The organism is Jutongia sp., assembly GCF_057878315.1.
This window is the reverse complement of the sequence record NZ_DBLXSO010000013.1, coordinates 1-22,856: the sequence shown is the minus strand read 5'-3', so window position 1 is coordinate 22,856 and position 22,856 is coordinate 1. Positions and strand designations below refer to the sequence as shown.

Annotated in this window: 17 protein-coding genes; all 17 read right to left on the bottom strand. The window is 48.8% G+C overall.

What is annotated here, in order from left to right:
* Positions 1-33: 33 nt before the first annotated feature.
* The 17 genes from ACZLMD_RS04675 to ACZLMD_RS04595 all read right to left on the bottom strand — a co-directional run bounded on the left by ACZLMD_RS04675 (position 34) and on the right by ACZLMD_RS04595 (position 22,659).
* The gene (locus tag ACZLMD_RS04675; RefSeq protein WP_489495204.1) at positions 34-4,611 is read right to left on the bottom strand and encodes a PolC-type DNA polymerase III; all 4,578 of its coding nucleotides are present in this window, start codon (positions 4,609-4,611) and stop codon (positions 34-36) included.
* Positions 4,612-4,632: 21 nt separating this feature from the next.
* The gene (gene ispG / locus ACZLMD_RS04670; RefSeq protein ID WP_489495203.1) at positions 4,633-5,688 is read right to left on the bottom strand and encodes a flavodoxin-dependent (E)-4-hydroxy-3-methylbut-2-enyl-diphosphate synthase; all 1,056 of its coding nucleotides are present in this window, start codon (positions 5,686-5,688) and stop codon (positions 4,633-4,635) included.
* An 18-nt stretch (positions 5,689-5,706) separates the two neighbouring features.
* Entirely contained in the window at positions 5,707-7,059 is a 1,353-nt protein-coding gene (rseP, locus tag ACZLMD_RS04665; protein WP_118559324.1) for an RIP metalloprotease RseP, read from the bottom strand.
* An 18-nt stretch (positions 7,060-7,077) separates the two neighbouring features.
* Entirely contained in the window at positions 7,078-8,217 is a 1,140-nt protein-coding gene (locus ACZLMD_RS04660; RefSeq protein ID WP_489495202.1) for a 1-deoxy-D-xylulose-5-phosphate reductoisomerase, read from the bottom strand.
* A gap of 55 nt (positions 8,218-8,272) precedes the next feature.
* Positions 8,273-9,061 (bottom strand): phosphatidate cytidylyltransferase, encoded by a 789-nt coding sequence (locus ACZLMD_RS04655; RefSeq protein ID WP_022305948.1) that lies wholly within the window; start codon positions 9,059-9,061, stop codon positions 8,273-8,275.
* Between the two features lie 20 nt (positions 9,062-9,081).
* Positions 9,082-9,795: an undecaprenyl pyrophosphate synthase gene (gene uppS, locus ACZLMD_RS04650; RefSeq protein ID WP_489495201.1), complete on the bottom strand. Its 714-nt coding sequence runs from the start codon at positions 9,793-9,795 to the stop codon at positions 9,082-9,084.
* Between the two features lie 72 nt (positions 9,796-9,867).
* On the bottom strand, positions 9,868-10,422 hold the full coding sequence (frr, locus tag ACZLMD_RS04645; protein WP_022305946.1) for a ribosome recycling factor: 555 nt from the start codon (positions 10,420-10,422) through the stop codon (positions 9,868-9,870).
* Positions 10,423-10,440: 18 nt separating this feature from the next.
* Complete coding sequence (gene pyrH / locus ACZLMD_RS04640; protein WP_486818345.1) at positions 10,441-11,145, bottom strand: UMP kinase; 705 nt, start codon at positions 11,143-11,145, stop codon at positions 10,441-10,443.
* A 22-nt stretch (positions 11,146-11,167) separates the two neighbouring features.
* Positions 11,168-11,953, bottom strand: a complete 786-nt coding sequence (locus tag ACZLMD_RS04635) for a polymer-forming cytoskeletal protein (protein ID WP_118559321.1) — start codon at positions 11,951-11,953, stop codon at positions 11,168-11,170.
* Between the two features lie 32 nt (positions 11,954-11,985).
* Complete coding sequence (locus ACZLMD_RS04630) at positions 11,986-12,927, bottom strand: polysaccharide deacetylase family protein (protein WP_484104737.1); 942 nt, start codon at positions 12,925-12,927, stop codon at positions 11,986-11,988.
* Positions 12,928-13,018: 91 nt separating this feature from the next.
* The gene (locus tag ACZLMD_RS04625) at positions 13,019-14,509 is read right to left on the bottom strand and encodes an ATP-binding protein (protein WP_489495200.1); all 1,491 of its coding nucleotides are present in this window, start codon (positions 14,507-14,509) and stop codon (positions 13,019-13,021) included.
* A complete protein-coding gene (locus tag ACZLMD_RS04620; protein WP_489495199.1) occupies positions 14,499-15,857 on the bottom strand; it encodes a vWA domain-containing protein in 1,359 nt (452 codons plus the stop codon). Before ACZLMD_RS04620 ends, ACZLMD_RS04625 begins: the two co-directional genes overlap by 11 nt.
* Positions 15,838-16,827: a leucine-rich repeat protein gene (locus ACZLMD_RS04615; protein ID WP_489495198.1), complete on the bottom strand. Its 990-nt coding sequence runs from the start codon at positions 16,825-16,827 to the stop codon at positions 15,838-15,840. Before ACZLMD_RS04615 ends, ACZLMD_RS04620 begins: the two co-directional genes overlap by 20 nt.
* Positions 16,824-17,267: a MarR family winged helix-turn-helix transcriptional regulator gene (locus ACZLMD_RS04610; RefSeq protein WP_022305939.1), complete on the bottom strand. Its 444-nt coding sequence runs from the start codon at positions 17,265-17,267 to the stop codon at positions 16,824-16,826. The genes ACZLMD_RS04615 and ACZLMD_RS04610 overlap by 4 nt, the downstream gene beginning before the upstream one ends.
* A 28-nt stretch (positions 17,268-17,295) precedes the next feature.
* Positions 17,296-17,487, bottom strand: a complete 192-nt coding sequence (locus ACZLMD_RS04605) for a hypothetical protein (protein ID WP_022305938.1) — start codon at positions 17,485-17,487, stop codon at positions 17,296-17,298.
* 16 nt (positions 17,488-17,503) lie between these two features.
* Positions 17,504-18,496, bottom strand: coding sequence for a VanZ family protein (locus ACZLMD_RS04600; RefSeq protein ID WP_489495197.1), 993 nt, complete (start codon positions 18,494-18,496; stop codon positions 17,504-17,506).
* 200 nt (positions 18,497-18,696) lie between these two features.
* Entirely contained in the window at positions 18,697-22,659 is a 3,963-nt protein-coding gene (locus tag ACZLMD_RS04595) for a glycoside hydrolase family 2 TIM barrel-domain containing protein (RefSeq protein WP_489495196.1), read from the bottom strand.
* Positions 22,660-22,856: the final 197 nt, after the last annotated feature.

The window sequence follows — 22,856 nt, the reverse complement described above, 5'->3', positions numbered from 1 at the left end:
TTTTTTTATTGACTCCCGTACATAATTTCTTTACTACATGAAGTCGAGGAGTGACATCTGATTGGTGTGTGGCATATCGCCGAGCAGACCAAGCTCTGCCATGGCATCGACCGTGGTTGCACTGACTTTGCAGCGGTTTTTGAAGTCCTCCCTGGAGAGGAATTTTCCTTTCTGCGCTTCTGCTTCGATCATCTCCGCCGCCACGGTGCCAAGACCGTCGATGGAGGAGAAGGACGGCATAAGCTTATTATCGATGATCTGAAAACGGGTTGCCTTTGACTGATAGAGATCGATCTTGACAAACTGAAAGCCTCTCGCATACATCTCCTGCACGATCTTCATATCTTCCAAGGTGGACTTTTCTTTATCGGTCAGGCTGTCAGACCGTTTGTTGTAATCAGCCATGTAGTATTCCAGCCGCTCCTTACCAAGACACATTAACTCATAGTTAAAGGCGGTCGCGCGGATACTGAAATATGCCGCATAATAGGCAAGCGGGCGGTGTACCTTAAACCACGCCACGCGCATCGCCATCATAATATACGCAGCCGCATGTGCCTTCGGGAACATGTACTTAATACGCTGACAGGATTCAATATACCAGTCCGGCACATCGCACGCCTTCATATCGGCAATCATACTGTCGTCGAGACCCTTTCCCTTACGCACGCTCTCCATGATCTTGAAGGAACGCTCATTCTCGACACCCATACGGATCAGATATGTCATAATATCATCACGGGTACAGATTGCCGTAGACAGTGTACAATAGCCCTGCGAAATGAAATATTCCGCATTATCCTGCCATACATTCGTTCCATGCGACAGACCGGAAATACGCACCAGATCAGAGAAGCTCTTCGGCTTCGTCTGCTCAAGCATGTTCATTACGAAATGGGTGCCAAGCTCCGGAAGTCCGAGACTTCCCAGCTTACAGCCTCCAATGTCCTCCGGCGTAATGCCGAGAGCCCGCGGTGACTCAAACAGTGACAGCACATCCTGATCATCCATACGGATCGCTGCCGCATCCACATCGGTCAGATCCTCCAGCATTCGGATCATTGTCGGATCCTGATGTCCCAGAATATCAAGTTTCAAAAGGTTCGAATCAATCTTATGATAATCGAAATGGGTCGTGATGGTTCTTGTCTTCATATCATTGGCAGGATGCTGCACCGGCGTGAAGGTGTAAATCTCCTCTCCTACCGGCAGAACAACGATTCCACCCGGATGCTGTCCGGTCGAACGTCTGACACCGACACAGCCGCTGGCGATACGCTCGATCTCCGCTGTTCTCTTTGACTCTCCGTGCTCCTCGTAATACTTCTTGACATAGCCAAATGCAGTCTTCTCCGCCATCGTTCCGACGGTTCCGGCACGGAAGGTCTGACCGGCACCGAAAATAACCTCGGTATAATCATGTGCGTTACTCTGATACTCACTGGAGAAGTTCAGATCGATATCCGGCTCCTTATTGCCTTTAAATCCAAGGAAGGTCTCAAACGGAATGTCGTGTCCATCCTTGATCAGCATCTCCCCGCAGACCGGACATTTCTTATCCGGCATATCACAGGCGGAAGAACCGGCATATGCCCGCACCTCCTCGGAATCAAAATCATAATAATGACATTTGCCGCAGTAATAATGTGCCGGCAGCGGGTTGATCTCACTGATTCCCGCCATGGTCGCAACAAAGGAGGATCCAACGGAGCCTCGGGAACCTACCAGATATCCGTCCTCCACCGACTTCCACACAAGCTTCTGCGCAATAATATACATAACGGCGTATCCATTGCTGATAATGGAATTAAGCTCTCTTTCCAGACGCTCTGTTACGATCTCCGGCAGATCCTCTCCATACATGGAATGTGCCTTATTGTAACAGATATCACGCAGATCCTGATCGGAATTTTCGATCTCCGGCGGACATTTTCTCGGACTGCACGGATGAATATAATCGATCATGTCTGCGATCAGATTTGTGTTGGTGATCACAACCTCCTCTGCCTTTGCTGCGCCAAGATACTGAAATTCAGACAACATCTCCTCCGTTGTGCGGTAAAAGAGCGGGGCCTGCTGATCCGCATCGGAAAAGCCCTTTCCTGCCATAATGATGCGGCGGTATACCTCATCCTCCGGATTCAGAAAATGGACATCACAGGTTGCAACAACCGGCTTATGATACTCCTCTCCCAGAGCAACAATACGGCGGTTGATCTCCATCAGATCATTCTCATCCTGGATCTGTGGATATTTGTCGTTATCGCGCAGCATAAACTCATCATTGCCAAGCGGCTGGATCTCCAGATAATCATAGAAGCGCACCAGACGGTCGATCTCTTCGTCGGTCTTTCCCTCGAGAATACCACGGTACAGCTCTCCCGCCTCACAGGCAGAGCCCATGATAAGTCCTTCCTTATACTTCAAATACAGGCTCTTCGGAAGCTTTGGACGCCGGTTGAAATACTTCAGATGTGACTCTGACACAAGACGGTACAGGTTCACTCTGCCGATCTCATTTTTGGCAAGAATGATCGCATGATACGATGGCAGCTTACGGATGACCTCCTCGGTCGGTCTGCCAAACTCATTTAACTGAGTCAGCGTCGTGATCTGCTTCTCCTCCAGACGCTTGCAGAGGCGCAGGAATATCTCTGCCGTTGCCTCCGCGTCCTCGACTGCCCTGTGGTGGTTTTCCAGTGACACACCAAGCTCCTTTGCGACATGATCAAGGGTGTGCTTGCCAAGGTGCGGCAGCAGTGCTCTTGACATGGAAACGGTATCGACAACCGTAAAGTCCGTCTGAAGCCCCTGATCCTTCGCCTTCTGATGAATAAATCCCATATCAAAGGAGGCATTGTGTGCCACCATGACACAGCCCTCACAAAATGCAAGAAACTCCGGCAAAATCTCTGTGATCAGTTTTGCCCCCTTGACCATGCTGTCATTGATGCCGGTCAGCTGCTCGATCTTATAAGGAATCGGTCGCTGCGGATCAACAAAAACGCTGTAGCGGTCCACGATCGTCTGATCGACAACCTTCACGGCACCGATCTCGATGATCTCATTATTCTTTGCCCCGATACCGGTTGTCTCCAGATCGAATACAACGAAAGGATCACTGAGGCTTTGTCCTCTGTCATTGGATACTGTCTCGATCAGGTCATCGACCAGATATGCCTCCACACCATAGATCACCTTCAGATCATCATCCGGCTTTAAGGCATGATCTGCATCCGGGAAGGACTGAACCACACCGTGATCGGTGATCGCGATTGCCTTATGTCCCCATTTGAGTGCCGTCTTGACATATGCCTTAATGTCCATAACAGAGTCCATCTCACTCATCTGCGTATGCGCATGAAGCTCTACACGCTTCCTGCCCTCATAATTATCCATACGGTATACTCTCGTATCATGACCCGGCTTGATACCGCGCACGGAGCCGATGCTGATCTCATGGCTGAACTTATCGCGAAGCGGCATTCCCTTCACAATAACAAATTCATTCTTTTTAATCTTGCCGCTGTCCTCAATCTCCGCATACTGCTCCGGCTGCATAAAGATCTTGACAGAGATCGTATCGGTGAAGTCAGTGATATTAAACATCAAAAGAATCTTGCCGCTGCGAAGCTCCTTCTCCTCCACACCGGTGATCATACCCTCGATCACGACCTCATCCATCTCATCCTGGATATCCGTGATCTGTACATGATCTCCTTCACAGTTACGGCCATAGAAGCATTCTTCATCAATATTGCCTCTGGAAAAGCCTTTCTTTTTCCAGCCGCCGGATCTGCCGCCATAGCCACCGTTTCCGTAACCGCCTGCATTACTGCTGTTTCCACCGCTCTTGGCACCACTGTCTGCCTGTGCCTTTGGTGCGCTGTTCATGCCGGACTGCATAGCCGCACTTGCTGCCGCAGCAGCCGCAGCGGCCTCTTCATCCGCATGATTTGCTCCGGCTTCAGAAGCTTTCTTTCCCTCCGGAGCATCCCATGGAACCTCTGCATTATGCTCCGGTGCATTCCCTGAAGCCTGTGCTTTCGCCGATGCCGGACGGTTCTCCAGACGCACATATTCGTACTCTTTGGATGGTGCCTCTAAAGATGGCGGCTCCGTATACTCTACGACCACATCAATATCAAAGCCTGCTTTACGGGCAAAAATATCCTGCAGCTTGTGGATCAGCTTGTCCTGTCTTGCCCGGTACATAGAGTCATCCTCACAGCTTACCGACAATACAGATCCCTCCATCCGGATCTGACCACGATACAGGATATTGAAATCAAGAATATTATCCTCCTTCAGAATATCCAGCACACTGTCCTGATATTCCTTCCAGAAGTCCTCCGGACGATACTGCTCTGACAGATTATAATGATCGTCCACCTTTACATCAAAGCCCACCGGTCCCATCACCGCTTCAAGATTGTGACGGATCAGGCGGATCTCCCGATAAGGAATGATGTGGCTGCTTTTCAGCTCCACACACATCATCTTCTTGCCACGGAACAGCCGGACACGGTCCACTACCACATCCGCAAAAAGGTTCTTCTGACGATCCGTCATCTTGAGCCCTTCAAATGTATCCAATAATGTCTGTTCCATTCCTTATCACCTCATACTTCTTTACTTCTGCATTTTCATTAACTCATCCTGAAGTGCATTCAGAAGCTGATCCTCCGGCAGTTTTTTGATGACCTCCCCCTTCTTGATCAGAAGACCTTCACCCTTACCTCCGGCAATACCGATATCTGCTTCTCTTGCCTCTCCCGGTCCGTTGACAACACATCCCATCACGGCAACCTTAACATCCAGATCCATGTCACGCACCATATCCTCTACCTTACCGGCAAGTCCGATCAGATCGATCTGTGTTCTGCCGCAGGTCGGGCAGGATACCACGGTCACACCGCCCTTTCTGAGCCCAAGCGTGCGAAGGATCAGTCTTGCAGACCGGATCTCCTCACTCGGATCTCCGGTCAGGGAAACGCGGATCGTATCACCGATTCCCTGATACAGGATATTGCCCAGTCCGATCGCCGACTTGATATTGCCGGACATGACCGTTCCGGACTCTGTAATCCCCACATGCAGCGGATAATTCGTCTTCTGTGCGATCAGTTCATGTGCCTTGATGCACATCAGCACATCCGATGACTTAATGCTGATCACCAGATTATCATACCCCATATCCTCGATCAGCTTCACCTTTCCAAGAGCACTTCGTACAATGCCCTCCGCGGTCACACCACCGTATTCCTCAATATACTCCTTCTCCAGCGAACCGCTGTTGACACCGACACGAATTGGAATGTTACGCTCCTTTGCCACATCCACAACCGCACGCACCCGGTCATTATCACCGATATTGCCCGGATTGATGCGGATCTTATCAGCACCGTGCTCCATGGCTGCGATCGCCAGACGGTAATCAAAATGAATATCTGCAACCAGCGGAATATGAATCTGCTTTTTGATCTGCTCCAGCGCTTCAGCCGCCTGCATCGTCGGCACGGCGCACCGGATGATATCACAGCCCAGATCCTCCAAGGTATGAATCTGGGCTACGGTTGCTGCGACATCCTCTGTCTTAGTATTGGTCATGGACTGGATCGCCACCGGATTTCCTCCTCCGATGGCACAGTCTCCAATATGAACTACTTTTGTATGATCTCTGTACATTTCACACACCCTCCCTGATTAGTGAATTATCTTCCATATATCGTTAAACATGATCAGAACCATCAGTATCATCAGCAGGAAGAAACCGATCACATGTACGAAGCCTTCCTTCTCACGGTCTATCGGCTTGCCGCGCACTGCCTCGATCAGAATAAATACAAGTCTTCCACCATCTAATGCCGGCAATGGCAACAGGTTCATAACACCAAGGTTGGCACTTAAAAGCACTGACATGTAAAGCATATTAATGATAACTGCCTTCACACCGTACTCCACACTCTGGTCGATCACGCCACCCACGGCATCGACAATACCTACGACACCGGATACGTCGTTGCGGGATACCTTACCTCGTACCAGCTGACCAAGGCTGGCAACCGTTGTCTCGATCCAGTATTTCACCTCGATCACGCTGTATTTAAGAACCGCTCCCGGTCCCTTCATCTCGTCTTTTCCGGCAACAAAGCCAAGCGTCTTGCCCTCATATGGCGTTGGTGTCACCTTGAAGGTCATTTCCTTCCCCTTTCGGTCAACCTCAAAGGTAACCTCTTTGCCGGTCTTGGCAGTTTCCATTGCCTTGGTCAGTTCTTCACAGTTGGAAACCCTGGTACCGTTGACAGACAGGATCACATCATTTGCCTTGATCCCTGCCTTCTGGAAGGCACCCTTATCGGTCACATCGGAAACCGTCGGTTTAACCTTTTCATCGGAAGAATAGCCGAAGCCAAAAAGATAAGTCTTATAATCCGGATCAATATTGATCGTCTGCTCCTTACCGTCACGCTCCACCTTTACCGCAACGGTATCACCGCTTAACGGATGAAGCTGCAGATATGTGGTGATCTCACGCCCGATGGAGATCTTGTGTCCATCGATGCTCTTGACCATATCGCCCTCCTTGATACCGGCTGCAGCTCCCGGCTGTCCTGCTGAAACCTGCACAACCTCCGGCATATCGATTCCGGCATTGCCAAGGATAATGATCGAGAATACAAACGCCAGCACAAAGTTAAAGAACGGTCCCGCAAAGATAACGGAAAATCTCGCCCAGACACCCTTGCTGTTAAAGGAGTTCTCGGAATCATCCTCCATGTCCTCACCAACCATGGCACAGGAGCCACCGATTGGAAACAGCTTCCAGGAATACTTCGTAATATGCTGCCAGTCCTCTCTCTCCTCAAACAGCTTCTGACTGCAAAAGAGCTTGCACACCATGCCGTTATTCGTCTTGCACAACGTAATGAGTCTCGGTCCCATTCCCACGGAAAACTCGGTAACCTCAATTCCGTTTTTCTTTGCCAGCAGAAAATGCCCAAACTCATGGATCACTACGATAACGGTAAATATCAATAATGCCGCAACTATATTCATTCCAACAACCAGCCTTTCTTATCTCTTCTCTATTTTTGCATATACTTCGGCTTCGACCGCAAGGATCTCCTCCAGCGATGGATCTGCGATCTTACAATGATCCATCATCGCCTCCTCGATGATCCGCGGAATGTCCAGATATCCGATCTCACGGTTCAAAAACATTGCCACAGCCTTCTCATTGGCTGCGTTAAAGACAGTCGGCATGCTGCCTCCCTCGCGTCCCGCCTGATAAGCAAGCGAAAGACCATGAAATGTATCCGGATCCGGTTTTTCAAAGGTGATATCGGTCAGCTTCGAAAAATCAAGACGCTCTCCCGGCAGATTTCTTCTCTGCGGATATGTCAACGCATACTGGATCGGCAGCTTCATATCCGGCGTGCCAAGCTGTGCCATAACAGCTCCATCCACGAACTCTACCATCGAATGGATCACACTCTGTGGCTGGATCACTACCTGTATATGGTCATAATCCACATCAAACAGCCAGCGTGCCTCCATAACCTCAAGTCCTTTATTGACCATTGTAGAGGAATCAATCGTTATCTTTCTCCCCATAGTCCAGTTCGGATGTCTCAGTGCATCCTCGACCGTTACACCGGCAAGTTCCTCCTTCTTCCTGCCACGGAACGGTCCACCGGAGGCGGTCAGCAGGATCTTTGCGATCTCACCATGATGTTCCCCGTTCAGGCACTGGAATATCGCTGCATGCTCACTGTCCACCGGTGTCAGAAGCACCTGATACTTCCGTATCATCGGCATAATGATATGACCCGCCGTCACTAACGTCTCCTTATTGGCAAACGCAATATCCTTGCCGCAGCGGATTGCCTCGATGACCGGACGGATTCCGATCATGCCGACAACAGCCGCAACAACCACGTCCGCCGAAGCTGCAGTAGCACACGCGATCAGTCCGTCCATTCCATAAAGCACAGAAACAGTTTCATCTGTTACTCTGCGCGCAAGCTCTCTTGCCTTATCCTCCTGATAGATGCATACAACCTCCGGATGATACTTGCGGATCTGCTGCTCTACCAGATCAATATTACTTCCGGCAGCTAAAGAGACTACCTTCATATCTTCATTATTATCTACAACCTCAAGCGTCTGTGTCCCGATCGAACCGGTAGACCCAAGAATCGCCAAATGTCTCATAACTATTTACATTCCTTTCCCCGCCCGCAGGATTTTCGCCACAGGCACACTGTTACTATAAAAGAATTGCCAGCAGATATACCAGCGGTGCCGTAAAGATAATGCTGTCAAAACGATCCAGAATACCACCGTGACCCGGAATCAGCTTACCATAATCCTTAATATTATAATTTCTCTTGATCGCAGATGCGGTGAGATCTCCGATCTGTGAGATCACGGATCCCACTCCACCGATCAATGCAAACTGCCACCAGTATTCGGTCTCCTGACGATAAAACGCCAGCGCAAACAAAAATCCGATCAACGCTGCACCGATAATGCCTCCAAGACATCCCTCGATCGTCTTGTTCGGACTGAGCTTTGACGGAAGCTTATGCTTTCCGAATAACTTGCCTGCACAGTACGCACAGGTATCAGATCCCCACGATGCCACAAAGATCAGCCATACCGTAAGGATACCTCCCTCCAGATAACGCACCTTGAAAATAAACGACATCATGATCGTCACATAAACCAGACCGAAAAACAACAATGTCATCTGATCCGTATGATACTTTGGATATGCGATCACATAACATGCCATCATAACCATCAGCGTCAGGATCAGCCATAATATTAAATATTCATAATAACCGTCTAATATGAGGATATCAAGAACCACGCTTGATATATAACCGATCACTGCCGGTGGTGTCTTGTGAAGATCTGCCACACGGTACAGTTCAAACAGTCCGATCAGCGAAATCGCTGTCACTACCCAGAATAATGGCCATCCGCCATTCACCATCAATGCAATCGTCACTGCTACAAGAACAATTCCACTTGCTAATCTTGTCCAAAACATAGTAATCTCCAATTCTTTGATCAGACGCCGCCAAAACGTCTGTCTCTTGTCTGATAAAATTCCACTGCCTTCTCCAGCTCTTTCTTATTGAAGTCCGGCCAGAGTGTGTCTGTAAAGTAAAACTCCGCGTAAGCTAACTGCCACAAAAGATAATTGGACAGTCTCTGCTCCCCACTGGTGCGGATCATCAGATCCGGATCCGGAATATCCTTTGTATCAAGATAATCCGCAATCTTATCCTCTGTCACTTCAGAAGCTTTCAAATTGCCATCCTCAGCATCCTGTACCATTTTCTGGACAGCTCTGCGGATCTCATCTCTGCCGCCGTAATTAAGAGCCACCTGAAAATGAAGTCCCGTATTCTGTGCGGAAACCTCCTCCAGTTCTCGGATCTTATCCTGCAGCTCCGGCTCCAGACGGCTGATATCGCCGATTACGCGTACCTGCATGTTGTTCTTTTTGCTGGTCTTAATGCAGTCCTTTAAGTAGCTGTGAAGAAGCTTCATCAACGCATCGACTTCTTCCTGTGGTCTGGACCAGTTCTCCGTTGAAAAGGCATACATCGTAACATACTCAATTCCCATGTTCCATGCTGCCTCACAGATCTTCTCTACGTTCTTGCTGCCGGCTGCATGTCCGGCATTGCGCGGAAGCATACGCTTCTTCGCCCATCTTCCATTGCCATCCAGAATAATTGCGACATGCCGCGGCACTGCTTTTGTATTCTCACCCATAATTTGTTCCTTTCATAATCTGTCCATATAAGGAAACACAGGGACAGACATATGCCTATCCCTGCCGGTATCTTATACTGTCATGATCTCTTTTGATTTATCCTCTACCATGCCGTCAACCTTCTTGATATAGGTATCTGTCATCTTCTGGATATCATCCTGCAATGTCTTCTCCTCATCCTCAGAGATCTCATTGGCTTTCTGTTCCTTCTTGATCGCGTCGTTAGCATCACGGCGGATGTTACGGATCGCAACCTTGGCATTCTCACCCTTCTTACGGACATCCTTTACCAGATCCTTACGGCGTTCCTCGGTAAGCTCCGGGAATGTCAGACGGATCGCCTTACCGTCGTTGTTCGGTGTCAGACCAAGATCAGAAGTAAGGATCGCTTTCTCGATCTCCTTGATCAGGCTTGCCTCCCATGGCTGAATAACCAGGGTGCGTGCCTCCGATACGGAAATGTTAGCGACTGCCTGCAGATTAGACTGTGTTCCGTAATAATCAACGGTAATCTTGTCCAACACATGCGGATTGGCACGTCCTGCACGGATCGTTGTATACTCTCCTGAAAGGCTGTCGAGTGTCTTGTTCATCTTCTCTTCATACTGTTTTAATTCCACGCTCATTGTAATCCTCCATTATAATTATGCTGTCACAAGGGTTCCGTGAGTGGTTCCCCGGACGGTATTTACGATACTGTTTTCTTCGTTGAGTCCGAAGATCATCATCGGCATATGATTCTCCATACACAATACGGCTGCTGCCAGGTCGATCACGCCAAGGCGCTGATTGATGACCTCATTGATATCGATCTCATCGAACTTCTTCGCATCCGGATTGACTGCCGGATCAGAGTCATACACACCATCGATCGACTTGCCGGACAGAATGATGTCTGCCTCCATCTCCACTGCTCTGAGAACAAGAGCCGTATCTGTGGAGAAGTACGGATGTCCTGTGCCTCCCGCAAAGAAGGTTACAACCCCCTGCTCCATATAATGAACGGCAAGATCCTTCGAGAAAAGCTCTGTAAAGGAGCTGCACGCAAATGGTGTCAGAACCGCTGTCTTAATACCGACAGAGCGGAAGATCTCTGATACATAAATACAGTTCATGACTGTAGCGAGTGTACCGATCTGATCTGCCTTTGTACGGTCAATGTTCTTGCTGGTACGACCTCTCCAGAAGTTACCTCCTCCGGTTACAACACCGATCTGGATCCCCTGATCGACCAACTGCTTCACCTGTCTCGCAATGCCAAGGCAGGTTTCCTCATCAAAGCCTGTCTTATTCGAACCGGCAAGTGCCTCACCGCTTAATTTTAATAATACTCTCTTATACTTTGCCATAATCTTTGTCCATCCCCATATCTTATTTATCTTCAAAAAACTCTTCCAGATTTACACCTGCATAGTTTAATGAACAGTATCCATCGACAACAGCTCCTGTGTTGACCTGAATTGATTTCGCCTTGATGCTTCCCTGTACAACTGCTGTGGAATCCACAATAACAGGACCATTCACATCAATGTTACCCTTAACAGCTCCGGCTACGGTTGCTGAGGTTGCCTCGATATCACCCAGAATGATCGTTCCCTCTGCCACCTCGACATTGCCGTCACTCTTGATATTACCCTCCAGACGTTTTGTCTGAACCAGCACATCGGATGCCGATACATTACCGGAGATCGTGCCATATACGGCAACTCTGCCAAGACAGTCAACATCTCCTGTGATTGTACCCATCACCTCTAAAGAGCCCTCGGAAGAAATGCCACCGTTGATTGTGGTTCCCTTAGTGATCACCGTCACATCATCGTCATCAACATCAATCTGTGCAGTCTTAACCGGTGCCTTTGTCTCCTCAACCGGCTTCTGCGCTCTGGCAGTCTCCAGAACCTCCTCAACTGAAAGCTCTTCCTCAACCGGCTCCGGTTCTTCCTCCTCGGTTGCATCCTTTAAGATATCCTCTGCTGATACTTCCTCTTCTGTCTCAGAAACAGCTTCTGCCGTCTCCTCGTCTTCATTATCTCCGGCAGAGCTGTCAGCGAAAAGACTGTCATCCTTCTTCTCATCGTCCTTGTCATCGGCAATATCGTCACCGAAGATCTGGCTGAGTATATCCTTATCTACATTTGCATCTTCAAATTCACTCATGTTATGTCCTCCTTATTGATTGATCCCGGCTGTCAGCTCACGGAGTCTTTTGACACATGCTGTACCAAAGGTGTCTTATCCGTGATTGGCAATATATCATAACCGGCATTTTTCAGCCTCTTGATCAGCGTCGGCAATGCCTCGGCTGTTGCAGTCTTTGTCTGCTCATCATGCATTAAAAGCACCACATTGTCCCCCGCCGTTTTGACATTCTTCATGGCATGCTCCACCAGCTGCGATGCAGTGTAGGACTTACCGGTTGCATCATCATTCTGTGCGTTCCAGTCAAAATACGTCAGACCACTCTGGTTCAGATACCGGATACATTCCTTCATCGGCACCTTGCTGACCGTGTTACTGCTTCCTCCCGGGAAACGGTAATATTTCGGTCGGACGCCTGTCATCTGAAAAATATAATCACTGATCTGCGTCACATCCTGCTCAAAGGATTCCAGACTGGCATAAACGGTTCCATACTCATGAGTGTAGGAATGCATACCGATCGTATGACCTTCATTTACGATCCTCTGATACCGCTTCTCATTCGCCTCCCCCTTCTGCGCAATACAGAAAAAGGTGGCACGGATGTTGTTCGCCGCCAGTGTATCTAATATCGTATCGGTATTGGAGCTTGGTCCATCATCAAAGGTCATATAGACATTTGGCTTATTCGGATCATCATAAAGGGCTGCCTCCTTCTTATCGAGCTCCTGCTGCTTCTGCTCCAGCTCCTTCTGCAGCTCATCCAACTGCTTCTTCAGATCATTGCTGTCCGACTTGCTTTTCTTAAGCTGCTGTTCCAGCCGGTCGATCTTACTCTGCAGCGACAGTACCCGCTTATGATTGTGGTGTCCGTAAATACACAGGATCAGGATGATAAACAGACATACTCCAAAAACAACGCGGCGCACCATTCTCGCCTGTCTGCGTCTCTGACGCCGTCTTGCACGGATGCGTTCCTCCTGTCGTGTCATTTTGTCCCCCTCTCTCCTTATGGAAACAAGACCCATATATTGCAAAAGTATAACATATCTTTCCTGTTTCGTCCAGTAGACGACCAGACATCTATTGATTTAATTCGTCTAAAAGTTCCCGTCTTCTGGTTCCGATCAAAAGCTCCTGATTATACTGAAGATAACGTTCACACGGATGCTGTGCCAGAAACTGCACTGCCTCGGACATCAGTGTCAATTCCGTGACGAACAGTATCATCTCCTGTCCGTTTCCAAAGGCATTTTCCATAAAATCAAATGCTGCTTCCATTGCCTGCTCTCCTGCCTGCTCCTGTGCGGCAAGAATGCTCCTGCAGTTATCAAAGCCCTGTTTTGCCTGTGCAAAGGCTTCCCTGGGTTCTGCCGCAGACGGTGCATTTTCTGCCATCTGCTGCCTGAGTATCTCTCTCCTGCTAAGCTCCTTCCTGTCGACAAGCCCTGTCTTTTCAAGCTGCGCATTCTCCTCTGCAATCGTCTCCAGCATCTGCCGGTAATCCTCTGCCGGCGTTTTATCCGTTCCCTCTTTCAGCGTATGCTGATACTGTCTCAGATAGTCATACCACTGATCGGTTTTGTTCTTTTGCAGGATGACCTTCTCAAGGATACCACGCAGTCCGTCCGCAAGCAGACCGACCACACTGAGCCGCTCATCGAAGCCAGCCTGAAACAGTCTCGCATAAACCTCTGTCCGCACATTTCCCGCAAGAATCTCCGGAATCCCGTAATCATCCTGATATTTGTGGTAAAGTGCCAGATACGCCTCCACATCCTCCGCAACATCCCTGTGATGTAAGAACTCATAAATGACCTCCTCCGTCACCGGAATCGAAAGTTCTTCGTACGCATAAATAAGCTGGCTTAAATCCTCCCAGCCTCTCGCCGTCACATACTGCAAACCGTCAACATCCGCCTCCACGCGGTAGAAATTGTTGGGACGAAGTTCAAGATAACTTAACAGAGCTCCATGCAGCTTACGCTCTCTGGCGTATTCCTTCCAGACACCGTAATCAGCCTCCACATCAATTCTGCGGACACGGTCCAGGGTTACCATATCAAACTCTCTGACCGATTTGTTGTACTCAGGCGGGTTTCCGGCTGCCACAATGATCCAGCCTTCCGGGATCTTCTGATTACCAAACATTTTCCCTTGCAGAAACTGCAGCATGGTCGGCGCCAATGTCTCAGACACACAGTTGATCTCATCGACAAAAAGGATTCCCTCGTCAAGCCCGGTCTCCTCCATCCGGCGGTATATGCTGGCAATGATCTCACTCATCGTGTATTCGGTGACGGAATATGTCTCTCCTCCATACGAGGTTTCCCGGATAAACGGCAGTCCAACCGCACTCTGTCTGGTATGATGAGTAATATTATAGGAAACCAGAGCGATCTTACACTCTCTGGCAATCTGCTCCATGATCTGCGTTTTACCGATTCCGGGCGGTCCGATCAGAAGGATCGGTCTCTGGCGAAGCGGCGGAATACGATAATCCCCCAGATTATCCTTATTCAAATATGCCTGTACGGTATGTTTAATTTCATTTTTTGCTTCTTTAATGTTCATCGTTATTCTCCATTCTGTCTGCATGTCTCTGCCACTGCCCTTCATCCACCTTCAGGCGCATCGCCCACACCGGCACCTTTTCTTCCTCGTAATCATTCAGAAACAAAAATGCCGTTTTATAAGGTGGCTTCCCAGTCGGATAAATGCCTTTGCCGTCCGTAAAATATAACAAACCGCACAGCCGTTCAAACGCCCCCTGTTCAATCAGTTCCTGTACCCGTTCAAACGCCGGTCGAAAGTCCGTACCGCCACCACCGTAGATCTCAAAATCCGTAAACAACCGGTCAAGCTCCTCCTTTGAACAGATCACATCCTCCTTCTGCACGGTCTCATCGCACTGCAGCACCCAGATCCTGGCCTTCCGAAAAAAGCTGTCCTTCCCGGTCAGGATCTGAAAGGTTTCCTGCAAAAATCCCTGCACAAGCACTCCGCTCGTAGAATAGCTGGTGTCAACCACCACCACAAAATCAAGGATCTTACATACCTCACTGCTCTCGACCGGCTCCACCAGAGGCAGATTGCCGTAAAGACGCAGTCCATAGGTATAGAAATTCAGATCAAATTCATCCGGATCCAGCGCAAGCTCCTCCTGATAGACCGCAAACTTCTTCAGAAAGTCCCGGTAAGACCGCCTGCTCTGTCCCTCCTTCATCTGCTGCGTGAGCAGACGCTGTCCCTTCTGCGGATCGTCTCCCTGTCTCTTCTGTTCCAGCGAGATCTGCCTTGCCGCCTGCTGCCATTTATTCTGCACCGGAGACGGCACTGCACGCCTCTGCTCCTGCTTTGGCCAGTAACGGTGATCATCCGTGAAAAATTCCTGCCTGAGACCTGCGATCTGCTCCATATCCTTCTCTTCAAGCCATCGGTAAACAACCGCAGCCGATATCCCGTCTCCGTATTCCGACAGCTCCCGGTATGTCTTCTCCCGGAGCCATCCGATGATCCGGTGTACCGATGGCTGCTTAAGCTGATCGATCACATATTCCACCGCAATATCACAGGCAATGTGCCAGCGCATTCTATCTCTTGTTCCGCCGATCCACAGATGCTGGAACAGGCAATGTAACAGTGCATGCAGATACAGTCTGTTCAGATACTTCTCATTGCTCCTAAAGACCCGTATCAACTGCTCTGCAGAGTAATGAAGCTTTGCTCCGTCCACTGCCAGCGTCGTGATCTGTCCGTCCGGAACCGCCTGCAGGATCTGAAACGCACTTCCCATATAACGAAAATCCACCAGAAGTGCATCGGTCGTGTAAGCAAGCACCTTACGTGCCATCATCTCTTTCCACTCGGTCTGTGTCATAATATGTGAGGGTGTGACATTCTCACCATTCTTCGAAGGCATATTGATCCTCCCCGTTCTTTTGCTCTGCCTGTTCCTTTTCCAATGTAAGGAGTTCTGCCGCTCCCTGCACCCATTCTGTCTCCGCCGCCAGGCGGGCAGCGGCCATCATCCCGTCTCCGGTAAGGATCTCTCCACGTACAAACTCCCTGATCCCTGTGATATCCTGCTGCTTAACAAGAAGCTCTGCCAGTGTACTCTGCTGTCCGGCAAGAAATCTGCGGTATCGCTCCCCCGCCTGTCCGGAAAGTACTACCGGATACGCCAGACGATCTGCCGCCAGACGACACAGCGTCTCTTCACTTTCCTCAGCACACGCCTGCTCAAAGATCTCGTCATACGCAGCCAGCGAAAGTCTTCCGTTCTGAAAGCATTGTCTTGCCCGAAATCCCTCGCCATGAATACTCATCGCAAAGATATGTGCCGGACCAATCTCATCGTGATCCTCCTCATACTCAGGATAAAACAGCTTTCCTACAATACTGTTTCTCTTAACAAAGGTTACCTCCACATCGGTCATTCTCTGGGCAAGCAGCTGCTTCAGCCCCGTCTCCTGCTGCATCCCCGCCGATATCTGAAACGCCTGAAGATTGCGGCAGTTCATAAAGGCATCGCTGCCCACCTCTGTCAGTGCCGCTCCAAATCCGAGTGTATGCAGATGCTTGCAGTTATAACACGCCAGACTTCCAAGCTTTCTGACCGTATCCGGCAGAAAGATTTCTTGCAGATAATCTCCGTAAAGCTCCCTGTAAGTTCCTTCGGAAGCTTCATCACAGCGTTGCGCTCTCGCCGAGTCCGCAAAGCAGTAATCTCCGATCTGCGTCAGCGCAGCACCATCCACCATATCCGGCAGTGTGACAACCGGACTGTCCCCATAGCACCGGAGAAGCGTGACACCCTCTTCGTTCTTTTCAATATATAACAACAGTTCTCCCTGTCTGACGAGCTGTCTTTTGTCATTTCCCCGTATCACTCGCGTTTTGTCTCCTTTGCATCCGGATAGGACAGAACAATCTTCAGAAGCCGGATCAGCTCCTCCGTATCCTTCTGTCCCAGGATCCGGAACATCCCTTCATATTCCCGGCTGATCATCTGCCGCATCTGGACCGCCTGCTTCTTTCCTTCCTCCGTGATGCATACATTTACATGACGTCTGTCCTCTTCCCCGCGGATCCGCGTGATCAATCCCTTTGCTTCCAGACTGTTTAAAATGTCGGTCATTCTTCCCGGCACAACACGAAGATGCTCGGTCAGCTTACCGGCATGCACATGATCCTCAATATAACAAAGATAGCGCAAAACCCCGTATTCTCCACGAATACTGTCCATAACCGTCCGGTTCATCTTGCTGTTTAGCAGTTCCGCCAGAAGATTATATAACTCCTCCCCTAAATTCTGTTCCTTTAATTCCATCTCTACCGTACTCCTTTTGTATCTGTTATCACCGGATATATCTTCGGATCTCCAGCCCTTCCTTTTTCGCCATGGCAACAAGACTCTGCTCATCTGCCATCTCTGCGGTATATATTTTGTTGCGCACATTCGGTGACTTCTGATTCGAAATGCTGCGAAGCTGTCTGATCAGATCTCTGCGCAGCCTTTTGGCATCTACACTTCCAACCATCAAATCCATTGGAAACGCCCCCTTCTTAGTGTTGTTTCTCTCTGTTACTGTAAATTCTTATCAGCCCCCATGCGATCAATACGCCAATCGCAGCACCACAGGAATCGATAAGCACATCCCGCACCTGACCGCTTCGTCCCGGCACAAACAGCTGATGAAACTCATCGGTCGATGCGTAAAGAGCCGTCAGGGCAATGGCAATGACTGCCCGTTTCCTTGTGATCTCTTCTCCGGCAAGCACACCAAGCCACAACATGGCAAGCACTCCATATTCCGTCATATGAGCACCCTTTCGCACCGGAAACTCAATACGCTCAGCCCAGGCAGTTTGCTGCTCCTGCGTCATCTGCGCATAATCCGGCACGATCACCGCACAGACAGCCCTGCCAACCCGCAGGCTCGTCTGCGTCGACTCATCTGCCGGCTGTGCGGAAAAGGAAAATATCACAAGCATCCACAAAAGAGCCAATACGCCAAACAGCCCTCTTCGCCTGCCCTGCCTGTCGCAAAACCGAAGAATACCCCGAAGCAGCCCCCGTCCTGCCATCCACAGAAGATATCCCGCCAATGCCCCCAGCGTATTCATCACAATATCGTCAAGCTGACAAAAACCCCTTCCGGTGCGAAGCTGCACAAACTCAATACAGATGCTGCCAAAAAGTCCCGCCGGAACCGTGATCGGATGCCATCGTTTCGGAAGCAATAAAGGAAACAGCAGTCCAAACGGAATAAACAACAGGACATTTTCAAGCACCCATGCATGATCCTGCATCGTCGTTCCCCAGGTACCAAACAACCGCATATCCGTCCCCCACCGGCTTCCCGGCTCCCGGCAGAAAAACACGGTCTGCAGAAGTACCACAGCATAGATCACAAACAATACACTGCCGGTCCACTGCCGTCCTCTAACATGGCAAAGCCGCAGCACGATCCCCACAAGGATCCCAATCAGCACGGCTTTTGGCAAAAACGCCGCCACATCACTGATATCTGCCAACATACACTGATAAACACTCATTGATCCACCCTCATTATCACATTTCCCTTGCTTTTATTTTACTTATGTATCTTACCATATATTTTCAAAAAAACAACCGCCGCACAAACAGACTTTTCGTATAACAGACCTCCTGTTTCATCCCGAAAACAGGGTTCCTGTCACTTTTCGCCCATTCGATGCGACGGTCTTTATTTTATCTATTTTTCAGAAATAGACTTTTATTTTGTCTTAACCGATATGATATCCGACCATTTTCCTGCTTTTTTGCTCTTTTTGTCAACAGCACATACCCGGATATAATACTTTTTCGCTGCCTTCAGATTCGAAAGCTTCTTGCCGGCAGTTTTTACCGTAATGACTTTAACACCTTTTGCTCCCTTACTGCTTCCTTTTTTAAGTGCAGCAAGTTTTTTGCGGCTTGTGCCGTATGCAACACGGTAAGCAACACCTGTCTGTGCCTTCCAGCTAAGCTTTGCCCCTTTGCCAAGTGCCTTTGCCTTCACCTTCGTCACTTTACCCGGTGTCTTTGCGGCTGCCGCGGTTCCATTTCCGTTGTCGGACGCCGGCTGCAGATTCGGCACCGGTGAAGGTGTCACAGATGCACTTCCATTTCCCGGATCCGGTGTCACTGTCGGTACCGGTGTCGGCTCCGCCGGAGTCACATCCTTGATCTCGGCTTGCTTTGTGGCTTCAAAATGATACGTCTGCTCTCTGTAATCGACTGCCTTTTCCATACAATCGGTCTCTTTTGCCACCGGAATCAGAGAAAAACTGTAATCATACATTTTCTTCTCAAGTTGATACTTCTTTAAAGTCTCATATCCACAGGAAGCATTTCCGGTTCCTCTCACTGCCGCATCCACGGTCACATAGGTTTCCTTGGAAGGCGTCAGTTCACTGACATGCTTTGCCGCCTGCAGCATGGACGGCGTAAAGTGAAGTGCCGATGCATTGACCTCCTGATTGCCACTGATCAGCATGCCGACAGCGTCCTTGTCCTCTCCTGTCACACTGATCCAGTGTACGCCGGTAAGATTACCGCAATCCTGCGGCATCGCAAACGGATAATACATATTATTGACAGTTGACCGGTAAACGCCTTTTCTGGTATAACTTTGACGGTCATTATAGCTTTCTCCGTCACCGTTTCCGTACCAGCTTACCTGTTCCATGCCATCTGCCAGTGTCAGGATTGTTCCCGCCTTGGTGATACGTTTCATACCGGTATGCGTCAGATCCATCTGAACATTTACGGTAACGGTTCCATCACTCTCGACCAGATAATGCATCACGATTGCAGAAGGCTCGACTGCCGTCGAATCAAGCTGGAAATCAGAAAGCCATTTCACAGTGATCACATAACAGCCATCTGCGTTCCATGCCACCTCCGGTGAAGCAGCCAGTGTCAGATTCTTCATGATATCAGCATAGCTTGTGTTATCATTATCCAGTTTTGCACGTCCGATGTTCGGCTGCGGTCCCTGCTTCATCAGCAGCTTCTCCTGATAGTAATAATCCTCCAGAAGACCGGTCTGAAGATTCACATTAAACTTAAAATCCTTTCCGGATACATTATAATAATTACCGTTCTTTACAATGCTTACGTTTTCGCTGCTAAACTTATGTGCCTTTGCAGCCTTCTTTGCATCCACTGCAAACTGTGCATAGGAAATTTCCTGTCCCTTTTCCAAAAGACCGTCTGCTGCCTTTGTTCTGACCGAAATATTCAGATAATAATCTGCACCCTCCTTCAACGACTCCGGCAATGTATATGGGATCACGATATCCTTTTCCTGCTGCGCTTCCAGTTCTTCTGTAATCTGCCCCTGTCCGATCACGGTATCGTTTTCCTTCAGTTCCCATATCACATCATATTCGGACAGATCCTTGGAAACGCTCTCGTTTTTGACATGAATGGTCTGCCCGGTCAGCTTATCTTTCTCCGAGGTAAACCAGAAATCCTGATACTGATATCGAACTTCCTTAAGCTCCGGCTGTGGATCTCTGTCTGCAGAAATAAGACCGTTCTGACAGAAATTCTTGTCTCCGGTTTTATCTCCCCAATCACCTCCATATCCGAGAAAATATCCACTCAGATCATAAAGTCCGCTTGTATGCGCATCCTTTGTTCCGTAATAATTCCAGGCACCATCCTTAATCGCAATCTTTCTCGACTGATCCACCCAGTCCCAGATAAAGCCGCCAAGCATGTTATCATACTCCCTGATAATATCCCAATATTCCTTCAGATTTCCTACCGCATTTCCCATGGCATGATCATATTCGCAGAGAATAAATGGCATGCGGCTTTCATCCTTTGCATAGGATAAAATACTGTCCGGATCATAGTACATATGACTGACCATATCAATTGCCGTAGAACCCTTTCTTCCACCGCTCATGCCCTCATAATGCACCATTCTGCTGCTGTCACGATCCTTGAAAAACTGTACAAGATGTGCAAACATGCCATTGGCATAATTGCCGTCACGCTCAGACCAGCCCTGAGAGGATTCATTGCCGATCGACCAGAACAGATTGCTTGTCGTATTCTTGAAACGCTCGTAGGATGCCGACTGCCTTGTCATTGCTGCCGTCTCAAGCTTACTTAATTTCTCCTCATCAGAATAGATCGCATGCGATTCGTTATTACTCTCACACATCACATAAAGACCGTATTTATCGCAGAGATAATACAGATAGTCATCATTTGGATAATGAGAGGTCCTGATTGCGTTGATATTGTTCTGCTTCATCAGACGCACATCCTCCTCATAAACACGGTGAGAAACATACTTTCCGGTATCCACATCCGTATCGTGGCGGTTGACACCCTTAATCAAAAGACGCTTGCCATTAAGCTTTACCATGTCATAACGCTTGGTTGCATTATTATATTTTCCATCGGTCGTGACCTTCGTCGATGTAAATGTCAGCTTCCGAAATCCCACATTCTGGCTGACACTCTCATAATGAAGCCCTGTTTTCTGATCATACAATGAAACAACCATCGTATACAGATTCGGATGATCCGCATCCCACAGCTTTGGATCGGTTACTGTCATGGAAATTTCCTTTTCACCGGTCTTTCCGGCTGCGATCGTACCAAGAACAGCATTTGTCTTTGCAACCTCATTTCCCTGTGCATCATACAGTGCCACCTTTGCCGCCATATCTGCCGCATCCGTGACCGCATCGTTGACTGTATTCAGGGACAGCTTCATATCTGCCGCCGTGTAATCTTCGTTCAGATCATAGTTCAGATCATAATCCTGCACATGCACCGCCGGCGTACTTGTCAGATAAACATCTCGGAAAATACCGCCGTCATAGATCATGTCCTGATCCTCAAGCCAGGTTCCGTCGCAGAATTTAAACACCTTAACCGCAAGTGTATTCTTCTCTCCCTTTGCGTGAAGCAGATCGGTAATATCGAAGGTATGCGGATCATAGCTGTCCTCACTGTAACCGACCTCTACCCCATTCACATACAGATAATAGGCAGACTCCACGCCGCCCAGCGTGATATAAACCTTACCGTTATCCTGAAGCATCGAATCCTTCACGGTAAACTGCTTTCGGTAAAGTCCTACCGGATTCTTTTCCGTCGGTGCCATCGGAAATTCTGCGTCACTCTCAAACGGCATAACCGTATTCGTATAGATTGAATGGTCAAAACCGTAGCTGGTCCAGCTTGCCGGCAATGTCACCGTCTTCCAGCCATCCCCATCCTGTTCCTGATAATCCTCCTTTTCAAATGAGCCAAGTCCCTCTGCCCTTTCCGGATTATTAAGAACCGCCAGATCCCAGCTTTCATCCTTTCCGGTCAGAAGCTGATAATAGTCTGAGTCCTCTCTGTCGTAATCTCTTGCTCCAAGAAATGCCGTCTCTACTGTACCGTACGGAATCAGATTGGAGCTATCCTCCATCGTATTTACCGAAGTAATATCCAAATTGTTCCCTGTACCGGTCCACTCCTTACCACTGCACTTCTCTCTTGTCACTGCAGATACTGTCTGCACCGGAAGCGTTCCGTAGGTAAATTCCGTGTCAATATATGCTTCCTCCTTTTTGGCTGCGTTTGTTTCCGCAGTCACGGTTATATCCGGTGCCGCCGAAATAACCATTGCCACCGCTAACACCCCTGCCATGGCACATCGTTTCATTTTGCCTGATCTCATTTTCCTTCCTCCATTCTATTCTATTTGCTGCATTTCCCTGTAAACCGTATCGCGATATCATTATCTTAGCATTGCCGTTTCTAAAATACAACGGTTCACAGAAATTGTATGTTCATTTTGTTATAATTCGTTCATATTGTAGATCATATTGTTATTTTCTGTATTTATAGCCATTTTCCGTCTTGCAAAATATATCG